Here is an 18,106-nt window from a genome sequence, read left to right on the forward strand (position 1 = left end):
GTGCCCACAGCGAGGTCGAGTCTGATGCATGTCCACGAAGCGCTGGCTCAGGCGCTGTCCGACAACGATGTTCACGAGTTGTTCGGCGTGGTCGGTGATGCCAACCTGTTCATCATCGACAGTTTCCGCACGAAAGCGGGCGGACGGTACGTCCCGACGTCGAGCGAGGCCGGCGCGGTGATGGCAGCCTTCGGCTACGCCCAAGTGTCGGGCAAGCTCGGTGCGGCAACCGTGACACACGGACCCGGCCTGACGAACACGCTAACCGCGCTGATCGAGGCACAACGGGGCCGAGTCCCAATGCTGGTTCTCGCCGGCGATACCCCGATGACCAAGCACGATCACATCCAGGACATCGACCAACGGGCCGTCGTTGTGAGCGCCGGAGTGCACTTTCATCAAGTTCGCAGCGCGGCGAGCGCAGTTGCCGACATCGCTGAGGCTGTCCGACTCGCCTGGGCCGAAGCGGCGCCCGTAATGGTCAACATCCCCATCGACATCGAGTGGGAAGAGGTCGACTATCAACCGATACTCGGCGCGCCGACGATGTCGCCTACGGTGTTGGCCGATCAGGACACCATCGAAGAGGCCGTCGGCGTGATCGCCTCCGCCGACCGGCCGCTGGTCCTGGCCGGTCGAGGGGCGCGAAGCGACGACGCCAGGGCAGCCGTAGTGCAGTTGGCCGCACGGCTCGGTGCCCCCGTCGCGACGACGCTGCGCGGCAAGGACCTGTTCTCCGACGTTCCCGGCAACATCGGGATCTTCGGGACCCTGTCCGATGACGTGGCGCTCGACATCATCGGGCAGGCCGACTGCGTCATCGCTTTCGGTGCCGGACTCAATGAGTGGACCACTGCAGAGGGCGCACTGCTCGACGACAAGCGGGTCGTGCACGTCGACATCGACCGTGCCCGTCTGAACCGTTACTCACATGTCAACGTCGCCGTTGCCGCGGACGCGGCCAGCGCGGCGGGAGACTTCGTGCGGTTGCTGGACGAAGCCGAAGTCGCCAAGACCGCCTTCATCGATCGCGCGGTCCAGAGAATCGCCGCGCGCAACACCGAGACGACCGACCGCGGCACCGATGACACCGTCGACATCCACACGGCGCTGCGCCTGGTGGACAGCTTCGTGCCGAGTGGCCGCATCCTTGTCACCGACAACGGGCGGTTCATCAAGCACGCTTTCGTTGCCCTACACGTGGAGCACCCGTCCCAGTACGTCCATGCAGTCAACTACGGGTCGATCGGGCTGGGTATCGGTGTCGCCCTTGGCGCGTCCTACGCCGCTCCTGACAGCCCAGTGCTGTTGGCGGTCGGCGACGGCGGCTTCGCCGAGGGTGGTCTGTCCGAACTCGTGACCGCAGTCATGCAGCGGCGCAACATCATCGTGCTGCTGCTCAACGACGGCGCCTACGGCGCGGAGTACGTGCACCTGGCGAATCGCGGGATGGACCCCGCGTGCACGACACTCGACTGGCCCGACTTCGGGCCAATCGCTGCGGCCATCGGTGCGCACGGCGTCACAGTACGAAACAAGAAGGAACTCGAAGATGCTCTGGAGAAAGTCGACTTCGCAGCCGGACCGATCGTGCTCGACGTCCGTATCGATCCTCAGCGCGTCTAATGGACGCCGGGACGGAGTAGACAATGCGTGACAACCCATTGCTCAAGCGGCTACGCGAAGGCTCATCCTCGGTGGCGAGCTTCATCACGATCCCCGATCCGTTCACCGCCGAGGTCATGGGAGCCGCCGGTGTGGACCTCGTCGTCGTAGACACCGAACACTCTGCGATGAGTGCGGCACAGCTGCAGGGCGTCTTGACGGCGCTGCATCCCACGGAGGCGGCCGTAGTCGTACGGGTGGCTGACAACAACCCGGCCCTGGTCGGCCAGGCTCTGGACCTCGGCGCTGAAGGCGTGCTCATTCCGGGTGTGCGTTCGCGTGCTGACTGCGACCTTGCGGTGCGGTCATGTTTCTATGCCCCCAAGGGTATTCGCGGTTTCGGGCCGCGCCGCGCCAGCCGCCTCCATGGGGGCCGCGCCGACTACATTGCGCGGGTCAACGACGAGATCGCGGTCATCGCCATGATCGAGCACGTCGATGCGTTGGACGACCTTGACGGGATTGTCTCCACCGACGACCTAACGGCGGTGTTCGTCGGCACCGCTGACCTAGCGGTGTCGATGGGCTACCTGCACGATCTGGCCAATCCGGCAGTGACACAAGCGGTTATGCGCATCGCCACGGTGTGCCTTGAGCAGCAGATGCCGTTTGGCGTATTCACGGGCAACGAGGAGGCCGCCGCTACGTGGATAACTCGCGGCGCCCAGATTGTCACCATGGGTTCGGATCTTCAGTATCTCGACGCCGGTGTGGCCAGCACCCGTCAGTCGCGAGCCAAGTTGTTGAGGCCGCCCGACCGGGCAAGCACACCTGTTTCACACTAACTACCCTGCGCTGAGGAGGAGCTCACACAATGTTCGTTTTGGACACCGCCGAGATGCCGTGGGATCCGGTGAAGGCCAACACCCGCACCGGCAAGATCTCCCGCAAGTTCATCCGCGAAGGCGAGCTGACCCCTGGTGTCGGTTACACCTCGGACCTCGTCAAGTATCACGACGGGCACGGCGTGTTCACCGCGCCCCGGCACCGCCACAACTTCGACCAAATCCGGCTGACCCTTTCTGGGGAAACGGATTACGGATACGAACAGATCGCAGGTCCTGGCGACGCGACGTTCTTCCCGGCGGGTGCTTATTACGGCCCCGAGCGCTTCGAGGCTGCGGAGATCTTTCTCCTGCAGTGGAGTCCGGATTGGGTCACCCGCGAGCAGTCGGATGCTGCCTACGCCGAACTGGCCAACACCGGTCAATTCAAGGACGGGTTCTACGTTTCGGTTGACGACGATGGTCAAGAGGTGCGCAAGGACGGCACCAACGCCGTGTGGGAGGCGGTCAACGGCAAGCCTCTGGTCATTCCTTCGCCGAAGTATCAGCAACCGATTGTGATGCGGCCCGAGGGATTCGATTGGTCGAAGAAGTCCGACGGCGTAGACGTCAAAGAGCTTGGACACTTCACCGATGAAGATCTCAACGTCGTCAGTTACCGCTGGTCGGATGACGCTGCGCTACGATTGTCTGCCGAACGCACTCAGATTCTTTGGATTGGCTCGGGTGCAATGTCTTTGGATGGACGACGGCTCGGCGCAAATACGATCCTGTTCTCGGATTTCGGCGAGACCCACGACCTGTACGGCATGGAATCCGGTGAAGCGACGTGCATCGGCCTGCCGGTATCGGCGTAGTGGCCGCGCGAGCCGCGATGAGCGAGTCGATGTCAACGAACCGCCCACATCTCACCTGCTGGGTTGACGACTCGATCCGTGCCGAGTTCGAGGGGCGTGGCCTTTGGACCTCGGAGACGTGGCTCGACCTCTTCTTGGCCAGTGGGCGTTCCGCGGTTCCTAGTATCGGTTCGGGCGACCTCGCGACCATGGACGAGGACGGGCGAATTCGGGTCACGGGCCGGATCAAGGACATCGTCATCCGTGGCGGCGAGAACATCAGCGTGCGTGGTATCGAAGAGCGCCTCGCCACCCATCCCGGTGTTGCCGCCGTCGCCGTGGTCGGCTACCCGGACCGCAGGCTCGGTGAACGATGCTGCGCGGTAGTGGTGCCGGCGGTGGCCGACGCAGCGCCGACGTTCGAGGATCTGTGTACGTTCTTGCGCGAAGGCGGGGTGGCGAAGTTCGCGCTTCCCGAACGACTGCACCTGATCGACGCGCTTCCCGTGACATCGACGGGCAAGGTGCGGAAAGGGGAGTTGCGAGTCGTGGTGGCAAACGTTCAGCGGCGATCCGTCCAGGCGGGGGACCGTTACATGAAACAGGGATATGGTATACAGGATGAACGGGCCTAGTCGGCCGTGGGCAACAGGAGGATTTAGGTGAGTGCTGACGCGGGCTCGAACGTGCTGACCTCGAGCGAACTGCAGCGCAATCCGCTCGGGAATCAGATCGCCGACACATTGCGACGCGAAATTCTGCTTGGCGTCCTCCCATCCGGAACCAGAACCTCACAGCAACAACTGTGCGAACGGTTCGGCACCAGCCGCATGCCGGTGCGCGACGCACTGCGCGAGCTGGTGCACGAGGGGCTGATGACGCTCGACAGTGGGCGCCACATCGTGGTGGCGCCGCTGAGCAAGGAAGACCTCATGGATGCCTTCACCATTGAGGGCGTCTTGACCGGTATGGCCGCAGAACGCGCATCCGAGCGCGCGACCGCGGCGGATCTGGAATCGTTGGACCGGCTTCACGGGTCGATGCTCGACGCCGCCGAGCAGACGCGCCAGGGTGCCATGGTTGAGCTCAACTGGAGCTTCCACCGCAGGATCAACCACATGTCGGGGTCGCGAAAACTCATAGTCGCACTGCGCAAGGTGTCGGTGGATCTGCCGCGCGACTTCCTCGAGCAGATTCCAGAGTGGAACGCCAATTCCAACGCCGATCACGCGCGGATCTTGGCCGCGATGCGGGCCCAAAAGCACAAGACTGCCGGCAAGTACATGACCGAGCACGTCGTGGAATCCGGCCGCGGCCTGGTGGAACACCTGGCTGCCCACGGCGTTCAGTTCGACTGATCAATCGCTTCGGCGACGGACGTGCGGTTGCAATTTGTGTGTGTCCCGTATACCGTATACGGAACACGGAGCGACAGTTTACGGCGACGAAAGGGCGGCCGGCATGCCGAAGGTGACGTACGTTCAATCCGACGGTATCCGAGAAACATTCGATATCGCTTCCGGAAAATCGCTGATGCTGGGAGCTCAATCCAACGGCGTGGAAGGCATTCTCGGCGAATGTGGCGGCCAGGCCATGTGCGCGACCTGTCACGTCTATGTCGACTCGAAGGACCTCGACGCACTTCCTCCGCTATCGGAGGACGAGGAAGCCATGTTGGAGGACACTGCGTCAGAACGAAGGGCCACGAGTCGACTGTCATGCCAGCTCGAAGCCTGTGATGAACTGGACGGCATCGTCGTCTACCTACCCGAAGAGCAGGCGTTGTGAGAGCGCGCCGGGTCGTAGTCGTAGGCGCTGGACACGGCGGCTTCACCGTAGCCGCCACACTTCGGACGATGGGGTGGGACGGCGAGCTCACCCTGGTCGACACGGAAGAGATCTTGCCGTACCAGCGGCCGCCGTTGAGCAAGAAGTTTCTGGCCGGACAGGAAACGCTGTCGGACACGCATTTTCGGCCGCCCGCCTTCTACGACGATCACGACATAGAACTCGCACTTGGCCATCGAGTCATCGGTATTGACCGCATCGCCCGCGCGGTGCACCTTGAGGGGCGCGGGTCGCTGGAGTACGACCACCTGGTGCTCGCGACTGGCGCACGCCCACGCCCCTTGCCGGTTGCGGGTGCCCGCGCGGAATCCGTCTGCCACCTGCATACCGCCGACCACAGCGTCAAACTGCGCGAGCGGATCGCCGCGAGCAAACGCGTAGTCGTCATCGGCGGTGGATTCATCGGGTTGGAAGCCGCGTCGATGGTCATCCATGCGGGCAAGGAAGTCGTCGTCTTGGAGGCCGCGGCGCGCCTGATGGGACGCGCTGTCTCAGAGCCTATTTCACGTTACTTCCACAGCTTGCACGCCGGCGCCGGCGTCGACGTACGGCTCTTGAGCAAGGTCTCGTCGCTGCAGCCGGTCGCGGATCGTATCGAGTTGCGCCTTGGACTATCGAGCATTACCGCCGATACCGTGGTGGTCGGCGTCGGAGTCGTTCCAAATGACGCCCTGGCCGCTCAAGCCGGGCTGGCGACCAGCGATGGGGTACTCGTCGACGCGCATTTGCGCACCACGGACCCGAACATCTCGGCGATCGGCGACTGCGCACGCTTCCCTCGCGTCATTGCAGGCACGCAATCGGGGATACGCCTGGAGTCAGTGCAGAACGCCAGCGATCACGCACGCCACGTCGCGGCGTTCATTGCCGGCGAACAGGTCTCGCCATACGACGTCGTCCCGTGGTTCTGGACCGAGCAGCACGGCCGCAAACTCCAAATGGCCGGTCTCACCTCTGGGTACGACAGAACCGAGAAGGTCGAGACCGGACCTGACAAGTTCTCGGTGTACTGCTACCGGGGTACGGAACTGCTCGGATGCGAATCAGTCAACTCGCCAAGAGACCACGCGCATGCCCGCAAGCAGCTGACGGCTGCCCGCAGTTTCAGCGCCAAGCCGCCGCCTCCGGTGACGGTCTGACGTACCGCTGAAGAAACCACTGCGTACACGTAGTCCGTATCCAGTATCCCCGGACAGGAGACGATTGATGGTCACTACCTACGTGGCCGGCGTCGGGATGACGCCGTTCGGCAAGTTCCGCGACGCCACCCTGGCGACCCTTGGACGCGCCGCCGGACGCGAGGCGCTCACCGACGCCGGAGTTGAACCACAGCGCATCGAGATGATCGCCTGCGGGTCTGCACGTAGCGGCATGCTGCACTCCCGCGAAAGCGGCGTCGGGCAGCTGATCGGTTGGGAGCTCGGCATCGAAGGAGTGCCCGTCTACAACGAGAAGGCGTTCTGTGCCTCGGGTGCGGTGGCATTCAACATCGCGCACATGGCACTTGCCGCCGGTATCCACGACATCGCGCTGGTCGTCGGCGTGGAGAAGATGTCGTCCCGAGACGGGGCCGGGCGCCCGCTGACCTCCGATGGCATGGCGCTGGAGGGCGAACAAGGGTTCACCCCTCCGGCCTACTACGCGATGGCAGCGCGCCGGCACATGGAGATGTATGGCACCACTCGCGAGCAGATCGCGTCCGTTGCGGTGAAGAATCGAGCAGCGGCACAACACAACCCGAAGGCCCAGTATCGCGATCCCATCACCATCGATGATGTCGTGGGCTCCAAAGCGGTGGTGTCGCCGCTGAACCTGCTCGATTGTTGCCCCACCGGCGATGGCGCCGCAGCAGCGGTTCTGGTCAACGAGGCCGGTGCAAAAAAGCTCGGACTGCAACCGACGATCCGCATCGCTGCATCGGTACTGGGGACGGGGTACTACCGAGATCAAGACCGCGACATGACGTCGTTCTCGCTCGACAGGTCCACGTCGCGAAAAGCCTATGAAATCGCCAGCATCGGACCGTCGGACATCGATGTCGCAGAGGTCCATGACTCGTTCTCGTTCGCCGAGATCATCCACTACGAAGACTTGGGACTGTGCGAACCAGGTGCGGGGGGCAAGCTGGTCGAGAACGGCGACACGGCGCTGAATGGCCGCATACCCGTCAATACCGGCGGAGGCCTGCTCAACCGAGGCCACCCGCTCGGCGCAACCGGAGTCGCGCAGATCGTCGAGATCAGCGACCAACTCAACGACCGTGCGGGTGCGCGTCAGGTGCGTGGCGCCCGAACTGCATTGGCCCACATCTCCGGTGGCTTCCACGAAGGTGATTTCGCAACGTCGGGGATCACGATACTGGCGGCGCGGTAGAGATGCCCGAACTGGGAGAGCTGTCGCTGGGGTATTCACTTCTCGACGGGAGCGGCGCTGCATACCGGTTGCGCGCAAGCCGCTGTCCGCGTTGCGCGGACGTCAGGGTGCCCCCACGCGAGTTGTGCCCCAACGACGCGACGCCGTGCACGCCGACCAGCCTGACCGGTGCCGGCACGATCTATGAGGCGGTGAGGATCGCGATACCGCCTCAAGGCTTCGATGTCCCCTTCTGGGCCGGATACATCGATCTAGACGAAGGGGTGCGCTTCTTCGCCCAAATCACCTGTGCCGATGGTGAACCGCCACCGGTACACGGCCAGCGGGTGGCGATGAACGTGGAGTGGATAGGCACCGGTGACCGCCGCGTGCTGGCGCCGATGTTCTCGAGGGTGGAGACCTGATGCAGCAATCAGACCTCAGCGAAGACCTACGGGATCTCGCCTCTCTGACACGTGATATCGCCGAGTCCAAGATCTCGCCTCTGATTGAACAGACCGAGGAATCGGCGACGTTCAACCCCGAAATCCAGCAGATCTTGGGCACCGCGGGGTTCTTCGGACTCGTGGTACCCGAGGAATACGGTGGTACCCAGAGCGACATCGGGCATCAGTGCGTCGTCCTAGAGGAGATCGCGCGCGTCTACCCGAGCGCATGCACGTACCTGACCGCGCATTGGCTGGCCACCAAACTGATCGCCCTGCATGCCACCGGCGAGAACGAAGCCGACTGGGTACGTCCCTTGCTGCAGGCAGCGACGGCCGGAGACATGCTCGGCGCCATCGCGGTCACCGAGCCCGACTTCGGCTCAGATCTCGGCAGCATCACCACAAAGGCCCGAATGGACGGTGACCGCTGGATCATCAACGGCACCAAACGATTCATCACCAACGGCGGGTTCGCAGACTTCTACACCGTGCTGGCGCGTACCGGCGGACCCGGACCCCGCGGGCTTTCCCTGTTCGTCGTTGAAGCGGACCGCCACGGAGTCGCTGCAGCGCGCTGGGAGAAGAAGATGGGCCTGCACGGCTCGGCAACCGCTGAAATGCAGTTCGACGACGTGCGAGTACCGGCCGATCACCTCATCGGAGAGTCCGACCGTGGATTCAGCTATCTGATGCGCGGATTCGACGAAGGCCGCCTCGGTGTGGCAGCGATGTCGCTGGGAATCTCTCAAGGAGCGCTGGACGCCGCGACCCGCTATGCCGGCCAACGCAAGCAATTCGGCAAGGAAATCGCGGCCTACCAAGGGGTGCAGTTTCTCATCGCCGATATGGCCATCGGCGTATACACCTCACGGGCAATGGTTTACGACGCGGTGCGTGCCTTCACCCAGCAGCATCCCGATGCCTCGAGGTTGGCGGCGATCGCCAAGACATATGCATCCGATGTCGCGATGGAGGTGGCGTCTGCGGGCGTACAGGTCCACGGTGGAGCCGGATACGTTCGTGACTTTCCGGTCGAGATGCTGTTGCGTGACGCCAAGATCAATCAGATCTACGAGGGAACCAACCAGATTCTGCGCATGCTCATAGCGCGAACCTACTTCGGGGAGTTGGCCCGGTGACCGAAGAACTCTCGTGGCTGCCACTGACGCGAGAGGTGTCGAACAGCTGTGAAGGACGGGTCGTCCTGAGCATCACCTCGTCGGTGGCCACCCTGACGATCAACCGCCCGAACAAGCTCAATGCAATCGATTCCGGTGTCCTGAAGGGCATTCGGACCGCGCTGTCCGGCATTGAGGGCAGCCCGTCGGTTGGCGCACTGATCCTGCGCGGAACGGGACGTGCGTTCTCGGCCGGTGGCGATCTCGATGAGGTCTCCGCACTGGTGCGCGACAAGACCCAGTTCAGCACATTCCTCGACTTCTGGCACGAATCGCTGCTGCTGCTCCAGGACAGCCCCGTGCCGTCGATCGCCGCGGTCCACGGGTTCGCATACGCCGGAGGTCTTGAACTGACCCAGGCATGTGACTTCGTCGTGCTGGGGCGCAGCGCGGTGCTGGGCGACCAGCACGCCAACTTCGGTCTCTTCCCCGCCGGCGGTTCCACCCAGCGGCTGCCGCGGCTGATCCCACCACGGGTGGCTATGTGGATGCTGATGAGCGGCGAAGCCGTCGACGCGCAGACGGCACTTCAGCTAGGCCTGGTCAATCGGGTCGTCGACGATGCCGACGTCTTCGATGAGGCGCAACTCATGGCAGATACCTTGGCCCGCAAGAGCAGATCGGGCAATGCCGCGATCAAGGCCGCGGTGCGCATCGGTGCAGACCGGCCACTGACCGACGCGATCGCCGCTGAGCGCTGCCTGGCCGTCGATCACATGGCATCCGACGACGCCCAGACCGGATTCGACGCCTTCCGGTCGCGCACCACACCCGTTTTCCAACCCCATTGAGCTCATAGGAGAGCACGCATGCATCTCACTGACGTGTTGTACGAAGTCGCCGACGGCGTCGCGCGTATCACCATCAACCGACCCGAGAAGTACAACGCCTTCCGAGAGGAAACACTCGACGATCTGATCGCGGCATTCAGCGCCGCCGAAGCCGACCGGACGGTCGGGGTCATCGTCCTCACCGGCGCCGGCAACAAGGCCTTCTGCTCGGGCGGTGACATCGCATGGGAGAACGCCTCCGACCCGGTCGGCGCCGCCCGCATGAACCGACGCACCAGCAATCTGTCGCTGATCATGCGCGGCTGTGGCAAGCCGATCATTGCTCGCGTCAAGGGATATGCCGTCGGTGGTGGCAACGAGTTGCAGATGCTGTGCGACCTCACCATCGCATCCGAGGATTCCAAGTTTGGGCAGGCCGGACCAAAGATGGGCAGCGTGCCCGTGTGGTGGGGCACCCAGCTCCTGCCCCGCATCGTCGGCGAGCGGCGCGCTCGAGAGATCGTCATGCTCTGCCAGCAGATCCCGGCCCCTGATGCAGTGGAGATGGGCCTGATCAACAAGGCGGTCCCGGCAGATGAACTCGACACGGCGGTCGATGAATGGTGCCAGCAGCTGCTGGCGCTGAGCCCGCAGGCACTGCGGGTCGCCAAGATCTCGCTGAACTTTGAAAGCGACCAACTATGGCCATCAGTGCAACACGGCCAGCAGATGATCAACTTTATCCACGGCACCGACGAATTTCACGAGGGCACACAGGCATTCCTGCAGAAGCGCGCCCCTGATTTCGCACAGTTCCGAAAGTAACTCCGAGAAAGGCAACAAAGTGGATTGCAACGGCAAGGTGGCCATCGTCGTCGGTGGTGGTAGTGGAATCGGCCGAGCGACGGCGGAACTGTTCGCCGCCCAAGGAGCCAGTGTCGCAGTCGCCGACATCAACAAGGACGGTGTCGCCGAGACCGCAGAGACGTTGCGCTCCTTAGGAGCCCGAGTCTCCGAACACATCTGCGACATCACGAAGCCCGACCAAACCGACCTACTGGTCAGCGAGGTCATCGAGGCCCATGGCCGGCTCGATATCGTGACCAGCACGGTGGGATGGTCCGACACGACGTTCTTCGCGCAGGAGGACGAAGAGTACTGGCGGAAGATCGTGGACATCAACCTGATGGGTTCGATCTTTTTGTGCCGCTCCGCATTACGGATCCTCAGCGAACAGAAGTCGGGGACGATCGTCCTGACGAGCTCCGATGCCGGCAAAGTCGGAACGATGGGGGAGACCGTCTATGCCGCCGCCAAGGCGGGCGTGATCGGGTTCGTCAAATCGTTGGCACGCGAGGTCGCTCGCGACGGCATCCGCATCAATGCCATCTCTCCGGGTCCTACTGATACGCCGCTGCTTCGTGCGCAATCCGACCAGCACGTCATAGAGAAGATGATCAGAGCTGTGCCGCTCAAGCGAATGGGTACCGCAATCGAACAGGCGGGCCCGATCGTGTTTCTGGCGTCCGACGCGGCGAGCTTCATCACCGGCCAAACCATAAGTGTCAGTGGTGGATTGACAATGACATCGTGAACGCTCCGAACGCCGTCCGACAGGTTCGGTTCGACCTGCGCGTCGACGAAGGGGCGTCGAAACTGGCGGACCTCGGCGAGGCAATCGAGCGCTTCGTCAAACCGGGCGCGACCGTGCACGTCGGCTACTCCGACGCCAGGCCCAATGCCGCCCTGCAGGAACTGGCCCGCCGCTTTGCCGGCACCAACCCGCAGTTCACCGTCGTCTCGGCGGGCCTGGTGAATCTTCAGCACGCTCTGATCGAACTCGGACTGGTTCGCAAGCTCATCGTGTCCTTCGCCGGAGAGAACTATCCAGTGGCTCGGCCCAACCCTGCGCTGGTTCGAGCCATCTCCGAAGGGCGGGTCGAGATCGAGCACTGGTCGCTGTGGGCCCTGATTGCACGGCTCACGGCAGGAGCGCTGGGGGTGTCGCACTTTCCCGTGCAATCGATGAGAGGCAGCTCAATGGGCGATGAGGCAGCGCGCCGCGGCGAACTCATCAACGTCCCTGGCGAACAGCATAATTCGACGAGCTTGGTCAGTGCCTTACGGCCCGACATCGTGCTCTTGCACGCCGCCGCCGCCGACGAGTTCGGCAACATCGTCCTCGCAGCGCCATACGGCGAAGGCCAGGCCGGCGCACTGGCGGCGACCGGAGGTGTCATCGCGACGGTTGAGAAACTGGTGTCCACCGAAGAGATTCGCAGGATGAACACACTCGTCCGCATTCCTGGCCACGTCGTGCGGGCGGTCTGCGAAGCACCGTTCGGCGCTCATCCGTACGGGTTCAACAACCCGGGCATCGCTGGGATCGACAGCTATACCGAGGATGCCGAGTTCATGGCGGCGACGCTGGCAGCCAGCAAGACAACGGCGACGTTTCGCGATTACATCACCGAGTGGATACTGGCGCTGCCTGGCCACAGGGACTATCTGGCCCACCTCGGTACGAACCGCGTCGCGGCGCTGCGCCGCAGCACGACGCCGCCCAAGGTCGCCGACGTACCGACCGACCGCCCCGCCGGGGTCCTGGAGACTCAAGTCGTCGTCACCGCGCGGCGGCTCGAACAAGCTGTGCGAACCCGCGGGCACCATGCCATTCTCGCCGGGGTTGGCCTTGCCAATCTCGCCGCGTGGCTGGGCGCCCGCCGGTTGCGCGATGCAGGCGTCGACGTCGACCTCATGGCCGAGATCGGTTTGTTCGGCTATACCCCCGGCCCCGGAGAGCCGTTCATCTTTGCGGGCCAGAATGTGCCGACCAACAAGATGCTCACCGACGTGATGAGCGTGCTCGGCACCTATGTTTCGGGTCCGGCGACGAAGAGCGTCGGCCTCGTCGGAGCGGGCCAGATCGACGGCACCGGGGCCATCAACTCCACCTATACCGACGACGGCGACTTCATCGTCGGCTCCGGAGGCGCCAACGACGTTCTCAGCGGCGCTGACGAGGTGATCGTCACGGTGTCGCACCAGCGAGACAGGCTTGTCGACAGCGTGCGGTACGTGACCTCACCAGGAGCACGCGTTCGCACCATCGTGACCGACCTTTGCGTCTTCCAGCGCGTCGACGGTGAGTCATCCTTCGTATTGACCGCACTGCTCCCGGCGTCGGGTGACAACGTCGACGAAGCTCTCGCCGAAGTTCGACGCCGAACCGGATTCGCCTATGCCGTCGCACCACGCCCCATCGTGGAGCCGGCACCCACACCCGCGGAGCTCGATGTGCTTCGGGCATTCGACCCAGACCAGTTGTTCCTGCGCGATCGGCGTCCGCGCGCCACGCCGACCGCCGCAATTCCCTAATTCGGCCACACACCAACGTTATTGGACCCAGCCTGTTCGAGGCGACGCCCGCGGGTGTGTTACCGCCGACCAAGTGAGCGAACCGGTCGCCGGCACCGGAAATGTGAGCCCGTTCCGCTTGCTCTTATACCGTATCCGGTATACGGTTTAGTGGCCCGCTGGTTTGTTAGGGCGGCGTAGCGGAGTCGCCTCCACACTCGATGAAAAGGTCGTTCCCCTTCACATGCCGACGCCCAAAGGACGCCAACATGACCCGGCGCTCGATGAATTGGACTTCACAACGGGCCAGGCCTATCTGACCGGTTCGGATATCCTGTTGAGACTGCCCGTGATTCAGCGCAAGCTCGATGCGGCCGCCGGCCACAACACAGCCGGTTATGTCACGGGCTATCCAGGATCGCCGCTGAGTGGACTTGATTCGCTGCTACGGCGGGAGCGTTCACGACTGAAGACCCTCGGCGTCGAGTTCAACCCTGCGATCAACGAAGACCTTGCAGCGACTGCGATCTGGGGCACGCAAAACCTCGATACCGGCGGCGTCGGTAGCCGCCTCGACGGCGTCTTCGGCATGTGGTACGGGAAGGGGCCGGGCGTCGAACGATCAACGGACGCGATGCGGACTGCGAACTACTTCGGAACCTCGCGCCTTGGTGGAGCGCTTGCACTCGCGGGCGACGATCACGAGGCCCGAAGCACTGTGACGGCACAGCAAAGCGAGCCCCTGTTCATGCACATGGGCATGCCCATCCTGAGCCCCTCCACACTCCAGGAGTTCCTGACGTTCGGCTTGGCCGGCTGGGCACTGTCGCGCTACAGCAAGCTATGGGTAGGCATGATCTGCCTCAACGACCTGGTGGACGCCGCCGCGACAATCGATCTGAGCCAGATCCCCGGATTCTCCGTTCCTGATGGCCACGAACCGCCACCCATCCAGTTGCGCAAGGGCCTGCTCGAAATCGAGGAAGACATCCGCCTTCGGCGTATTCCGGCGGTTGGCCGGTTCGCCAGGGCCAACGGACTCAACCAGATCGCAGTCGGCGGAACCAATCGCCGGCTGGGTATTGCCGTTGCCGGCAAGGCGTATCTGGATGTCATCGATGCCCTAGCTCATCTCGGCATCGACGAGGACCGTGCCGCACGAGCCGGTGTCAGCGTCTACAAGCTCGGACTCGTATGGCCGATCGAAGAAAGCGGCGCGCTCGATTTCATGCGCGGCCTGGACGAAGTCATCGTCGTCGAGGCCAAGCACCCGATCATCGAAGACCAGCTGAACAGGCTGGCCAATCGGCTGTCCGCTACGGAGAGGCCGCTGATCGTCGGGAAGACAGACGAACGCGGCGCGCCCCTCGTTCCGGAACTCAGCGGCTTGAACGCCCGGATCGTCGCCTCTGCGCTGCGCAGGCGGTTCGGCCGATACGACATCGATACCGCGCCGGACAAGACGCCGGCCATGGATCTGCGCAACTTGAGCCTTACCCCGGTCGGCGGAGCACTGGTCCGGGCGGCGGGGTTCTGCTCGGGCTGCCCGCACAGCACCTCCATGCGGGTGCCCGACGGCCATATGAACTTGGGCGGCACCGGTTGTCACGCGATGGCCACCATGAGTGAGATGGACGGCCGCCAGACCGAGATCCTGCATCACATGGGTGGGGAAGGCGCCATGTGGGTCGGTATGTCGCCCTTCACCGATCGCACTCACATGTTCCAGAACGTCGGCGACGGCACGTTCTCTCATTCGGGTTCGATGGGCGTGCGCGCCGCTGTCGCCGCGGGTGTCAACATCACGTTCAAGGTTCTGGTGAACGGGTTCATCGCGATGACGGGCGGGCAGGACATTCCCGGCCAGCTCGACACGCCGACGATCTGCCGCATCGTGATGGCCGAAGGTGCATCAAAGGTTGTCGTGGTCACCGAGGACACACGTCGAGTCCGCAAGCGCGGCAACCTTCCTCGTGGGGTACGTGTCGAGCATCGCAAGAAGTTGCTCAACGTCGAGACCGAGTTGGCCAAGGTCCCAGGCGTGACCGTGCTGGTATACGACCAAGAGTGCGCAGCCGAGTTGCGCCGTCACCGCAAGCGCGGCCGCGCCGTCGACCCGGACAAGCGCGCCTATATCAACCCCGACGTGTGTGAAGGCTGCGGCGATTGCAATTCGACGTCGAACTGCATTTCCGTGGAACCGCTCGATACTCCGTTGGGCCGGAAGCGCCGGATCGACCAGTCCTCTTGCAACAAGGATTTCAGCTGTGTCGACGGGTACTGCCCGAGCTTCGTGACGCTTTACGGCGCGACACCGCGAGTGCGTCGAATCGTGGGCATTGAGGCGCTCGACACCGTTTCCGCGATTCCAGATCCCGTCCTCGCAGGCGATGATCAAGAGACCTACGACATCGTCGTCGGCGGAATCGGAGGCAGCGGCGTGCTGACCATTGGTGCGATCCTGGGCCGTGCTGCATTCGTCGAGGGGCGGTTCGTCTCGGTTCTCAACGAGACTGGGATGGCACAGAAGAATGGCAGCGTGCAGAGCCATGTCAGGATCAGCTCGCAAGCCCACGCCCTGCTCTCACCGCGGATCGCACCCGGGTCCGCCGATCTGATCATCGGCGGAGACATCGTGGTGGCCGCTGCGCAGGCGACGCTGGATTTGTACGACACTGCACGCGCCTGCGCGGTCGTGAATCGGGATGTCAAGCCGACGGTCGCGTTCGCCGACAACCCTGATCTGAACCTGGGTGACGAGCAGATGGTGCAGACACTGCGGGCGGCCACCGGCGGCCGGCTTGATCTGGTCGATGCCAACGAGCTGGCGATCGGCGCGCTGGGCGATGAGATCTACTCCAACGTGCTGTTGATCGGATTTGCTGCACAACGAGGTCGACTTCCGGTCAGCGTCAAGGCCATTGAAGAGGCAATCGAGCTCAACGGGGTCAGCGTTGAGAAGAATCTGCAGGCGTTGCGGCTGGGGCGGCTGCTTGCGGTTGGAGACGGTTCGGTCGGTCAGTTGCTCTCCGGCCCCGCGGCGTCTGGGACCGACGACGAGCCATCCGTTGCGCAAATCGTCGACGACCGTGCCGAACGGCTGGCGACATACCAAAGCCTTGGTTACGCCAGCAGTTACCGAGTTTTCGTCGACGAGGTCCGGACCGCCGAGCAGCGCATCGGGCGCGTGGATGGCGAGCTGGGCAGGGCCGTTGCAACCTACCTGTTCAAGCTGATGGCGTACAAGGATGAGTACGAGGTGGCGCGGATGTACAAGGATCCCGCATTCAAGAGACGACTGCACGAGGAGTTCGATGGCGACTTCCGCATCGCGGTGAACCTGGCGCCACAGCTGTTCAACGCACGCGATCCGTTGACCGGCCGGGCACGAAAGTTTGAAATTCCATTCGGGTTGATCGAACCCGCGTTCACCGTGCTTTCGGCGCTCCGCCGCGTCCGTGGAACTCCGCTGGACGTCTTCGGAAAGACCAAGCACCGGCGCGAGGAACGACGGCGCATCGGGGACTACCAGCGTGAGATCTTGGGACTGTTGGAACAACTCAGTGATGACAACTATGACGCCGCTGTCCGGATCGCGTCGATGCCCGAAGCGGTCCGTGGCTACGACTCGGTCAAGGACGAGTCGGCCCAGCGGGCGCTGCAACTGCAGCAGGCCCACCTGAATGAGTTCGCCGAGGCGTCGCCGTCATGACCGACCGGCCGGTGACGATCGAGGATTACCGACGGATCGCACAACGCCGACTCCCGAAGTTCGTCTTCGACTACGCCGACGGTGCCGCAGGCGACGAGACGACGATGCATCTAAACCGGGCGGCGTTCGCGCAGCTGCGCCTGCATCCTCGCCAGCAGGTCGATGTGAGCAAACGCTCCATGGAGACAACGGTTTTGGGCCGTCGCTTGTCGATGCCGCTGCTGTTGGCACCCACCGGCTTGCAGCGACTCGTGCACCGCCGGGCCGATCTCGAAGTCGCAAGAGCCGCCGGCCAAGCCGACATCCCGTTCGTGGTCAGTGCATCGACCGCCTTCACCGTTGAGGAGATCGCCGACGCCGGTTCTGGGGACCTGTGGCTGCAGGTCTACCCCTGGCGTGACCGCAAGGCCCTCGAGCACGTGATATCCCGCGCGATCGCGGCTGGGTATTCAACGTTGGTCGTCACCGTCGACGTGCCACTTCTCGGCCGACGGGAACGAGACCTGCGCAACGGCATGAGCATCCCGCCGCGAATCACACCCCGCAACGTCTATCAGGGTGCCCGTCATCCGGGTTGGGTCACGCATCTCGTCAGAGGACCGGAGATCACCTTCGTCAACTTCAAGGATCTAGCCCCTGGCGCCAAGGGAATGGCACTGATGCAATGGGTCAACGACGAACTCACCAACCCTGCCGCGGAGTGGAGCGAACTGCAGTGGCTGCGCCGGCTGTGGCCCGGGCCTCTCGTCGTGAAAGGCGTTCTGACGGTGGACGATGCACGGGCGGCTGTTCGTGAGGGGGCGGACGCGATAGTGGTGTCGAATCACGGCGGGCGGCAACTGGACGACACTCCTGCGACCGCTGAAGTGCTGCCGCAAGTGGTCGAGGCAATCGGCGACAGCGCCGAGGTACTCGTCGATGGTGGCGTGCGGCGTGGCAGCGACATCCTCAAGGCGCTGGCACTGGGTGCGCGTGCGGTGCTGGTGGGCCGACCGTATTGGTGGGGGCTGGCTGCGGGCGGTGCTCGCGGTGTCAGTGGTGTGATCGACGTGTTCCGTACGGAACTCGACATGGCGATGGCGTTGTCGGGGCGGCCAACAATCGATTCCATCGGTACTGACCTGCTACATCCCGACGGATAGCGCCTCGCGGCA

The 18,106-nt window shown here is 63.6% G+C and carries 16 protein-coding genes; all 16 read left to right on the forward strand.

The window, feature by feature from the left end; genetic code table 11:
- Nucleotides 1-24: 24 nt before the first annotated feature.
- The 16 genes from HNP02_RS38285 to HNP02_RS38360 all read left to right on the forward strand — a co-directional run bounded on the left by HNP02_RS38285 (nucleotide 25) and on the right by HNP02_RS38360 (nucleotide 18,094).
- The gene (locus HNP02_RS38285; RefSeq protein WP_184445869.1) at nucleotides 25-1,626 is read left to right on the forward strand and encodes a thiamine pyrophosphate-binding protein; all 1,602 of its coding nucleotides are present in this window, start codon (nucleotides 25-27) and stop codon (nucleotides 1,624-1,626) included.
- Nucleotides 1,627-1,649: 23 nt separating this feature from the next.
- Complete coding sequence (locus tag HNP02_RS38290; protein WP_184445870.1) at nucleotides 1,650-2,450, forward strand: HpcH/HpaI aldolase/citrate lyase family protein; 801 nt, start codon at nucleotides 1,650-1,652, stop codon at nucleotides 2,448-2,450.
- 29 nt (nucleotides 2,451-2,479) lie between these two features.
- The gene (locus tag HNP02_RS38295) at nucleotides 2,480-3,307 is read left to right on the forward strand and encodes a hypothetical protein (protein WP_184445871.1); all 828 of its coding nucleotides are present in this window, start codon (nucleotides 2,480-2,482) and stop codon (nucleotides 3,305-3,307) included.
- A gap of 29 nt (nucleotides 3,308-3,336) precedes the next feature.
- Nucleotides 3,337-3,921 (forward strand): hypothetical protein, encoded by a 585-nt coding sequence (locus tag HNP02_RS38300; RefSeq protein WP_255507444.1) that lies wholly within the window; start codon nucleotides 3,337-3,339, stop codon nucleotides 3,919-3,921.
- A gap of 27 nt (nucleotides 3,922-3,948) precedes the next feature.
- Nucleotides 3,949-4,644, forward strand: coding sequence for a GntR family transcriptional regulator (locus HNP02_RS38305; RefSeq protein ID WP_309241851.1), 696 nt, complete (start codon nucleotides 3,949-3,951; stop codon nucleotides 4,642-4,644).
- A gap of 103 nt (nucleotides 4,645-4,747) precedes the next feature.
- Entirely contained in the window at nucleotides 4,748-5,074 is a 327-nt protein-coding gene (locus HNP02_RS38310; protein ID WP_184445873.1) for a 2Fe-2S iron-sulfur cluster-binding protein, read from the forward strand.
- Nucleotides 5,071-6,273, forward strand: coding sequence for an FAD-dependent oxidoreductase (locus tag HNP02_RS38315; protein ID WP_184445874.1), 1,203 nt, complete (start codon nucleotides 5,071-5,073; stop codon nucleotides 6,271-6,273). Before HNP02_RS38310 ends, HNP02_RS38315 begins: the two co-directional genes overlap by 4 nt.
- Before the next feature lie 67 nt (nucleotides 6,274-6,340).
- Nucleotides 6,341-7,507 carry a thiolase family protein gene (locus tag HNP02_RS38320; protein WP_184445875.1) on the forward strand — a complete coding sequence of 389 codons (1,167 nt, stop codon included), beginning with the start codon at nucleotides 6,341-6,343 and terminating at the stop codon, nucleotides 7,505-7,507.
- Between the two features lie 2 nt (nucleotides 7,508-7,509).
- A complete protein-coding gene (locus HNP02_RS38325; RefSeq protein ID WP_184445876.1) occupies nucleotides 7,510-7,911 on the forward strand; it encodes a Zn-ribbon domain-containing OB-fold protein in 402 nt (133 codons plus the stop codon).
- The gene (locus tag HNP02_RS38330) at nucleotides 7,911-9,074 is read left to right on the forward strand and encodes an acyl-CoA dehydrogenase family protein (RefSeq protein WP_184445877.1); all 1,164 of its coding nucleotides are present in this window, start codon (nucleotides 7,911-7,913) and stop codon (nucleotides 9,072-9,074) included. The genes HNP02_RS38325 and HNP02_RS38330 overlap by 1 nt, the downstream gene beginning before the upstream one ends.
- Entirely contained in the window at nucleotides 9,071-9,904 is an 834-nt protein-coding gene (locus HNP02_RS38335) for an enoyl-CoA hydratase/isomerase family protein (protein ID WP_184445878.1), read from the forward strand. The genes HNP02_RS38330 and HNP02_RS38335 overlap by 4 nt, the downstream gene beginning before the upstream one ends.
- Before the next feature lie 18 nt (nucleotides 9,905-9,922).
- Nucleotides 9,923-10,708, forward strand: a complete 786-nt coding sequence (locus HNP02_RS38340) for an enoyl-CoA hydratase-related protein (protein ID WP_184445879.1) — start codon at nucleotides 9,923-9,925, stop codon at nucleotides 10,706-10,708.
- A gap of 37 nt (nucleotides 10,709-10,745) precedes the next feature.
- A complete protein-coding gene (locus HNP02_RS38345) occupies nucleotides 10,746-11,477 on the forward strand; it encodes an SDR family oxidoreductase (protein WP_309241852.1) in 732 nt (243 codons plus the stop codon).
- A complete protein-coding gene (locus HNP02_RS38350) occupies nucleotides 11,474-13,261 on the forward strand; it encodes a CoA-transferase (RefSeq protein WP_309241853.1) in 1,788 nt (595 codons plus the stop codon). The genes HNP02_RS38345 and HNP02_RS38350 overlap by 4 nt, the downstream gene beginning before the upstream one ends.
- 223 nt (nucleotides 13,262-13,484) lie before the next feature.
- Nucleotides 13,485-16,952, forward strand: a complete 3,468-nt coding sequence (locus HNP02_RS38355) for an indolepyruvate ferredoxin oxidoreductase family protein (RefSeq protein WP_184445881.1) — start codon at nucleotides 13,485-13,487, stop codon at nucleotides 16,950-16,952.
- Complete coding sequence (locus HNP02_RS38360; RefSeq protein WP_184445882.1) at nucleotides 16,949-18,094, forward strand: alpha-hydroxy acid oxidase; 1,146 nt, start codon at nucleotides 16,949-16,951, stop codon at nucleotides 18,092-18,094. Before HNP02_RS38355 ends, HNP02_RS38360 begins: the two co-directional genes overlap by 4 nt.
- Nucleotides 18,095-18,106: the final 12 nt, after the last annotated feature.

The sequence above is a fragment of the Mycobacterium sp. AZCC_0083 genome (assembly GCF_014202335.1).
Classification (GTDB): domain Bacteria; phylum Actinomycetota; class Actinomycetes; order Mycobacteriales; family Mycobacteriaceae; genus Mycobacterium.

What these genes read in the sequence shown, in the direction of transcription:
- HNP02_RS38340 (WP_184445879.1), top strand. Translation starts at nt 9,923, where the DNA reads ATGCATCTCACTGACGTGTTGTACGAAGTCGCCGACGGCGTCGCGCGT.
- HNP02_RS38300 (WP_255507444.1), top strand. Translation starts at nt 3,337, where the DNA reads ATGTCAACGAACCGCCCACATCTCACCTGCTGGGTTGACGACTCGATC.
- HNP02_RS38295 (WP_184445871.1), top strand. Translation starts at nt 2,480, where the DNA reads ATGTTCGTTTTGGACACCGCCGAGATGCCGTGGGATCCGGTGAAGGCC.
- HNP02_RS38325 (WP_184445876.1), top strand. Translation starts at nt 7,510, where the DNA reads ATGCCCGAACTGGGAGAGCTGTCGCTGGGGTATTCACTTCTCGACGGG.
- HNP02_RS38355 (WP_184445881.1), top strand. Translation starts at nt 13,485, where the DNA reads ATGCCGACGCCCAAAGGACGCCAACATGACCCGGCGCTCGATGAATTG.
- HNP02_RS38320 (WP_184445875.1), top strand. Translation starts at nt 6,341, where the DNA reads ATGGTCACTACCTACGTGGCCGGCGTCGGGATGACGCCGTTCGGCAAG.
- HNP02_RS38360 (WP_184445882.1), top strand. Translation starts at nt 16,949, where the DNA reads ATGACCGACCGGCCGGTGACGATCGAGGATTACCGACGGATCGCACAA.
- HNP02_RS38290 (WP_184445870.1), top strand. Translation starts at nt 1,650, where the DNA reads ATGCGTGACAACCCATTGCTCAAGCGGCTACGCGAAGGCTCATCCTCG.
- HNP02_RS38330 (WP_184445877.1), top strand. Translation starts at nt 7,911, where the DNA reads ATGCAGCAATCAGACCTCAGCGAAGACCTACGGGATCTCGCCTCTCTG.
- HNP02_RS38310 (WP_184445873.1), top strand. Translation starts at nt 4,748, where the DNA reads ATGCCGAAGGTGACGTACGTTCAATCCGACGGTATCCGAGAAACATTC.
- HNP02_RS38285 (WP_184445869.1), top strand. Translation starts at nt 25, where the DNA reads ATGCATGTCCACGAAGCGCTGGCTCAGGCGCTGTCCGACAACGATGTT.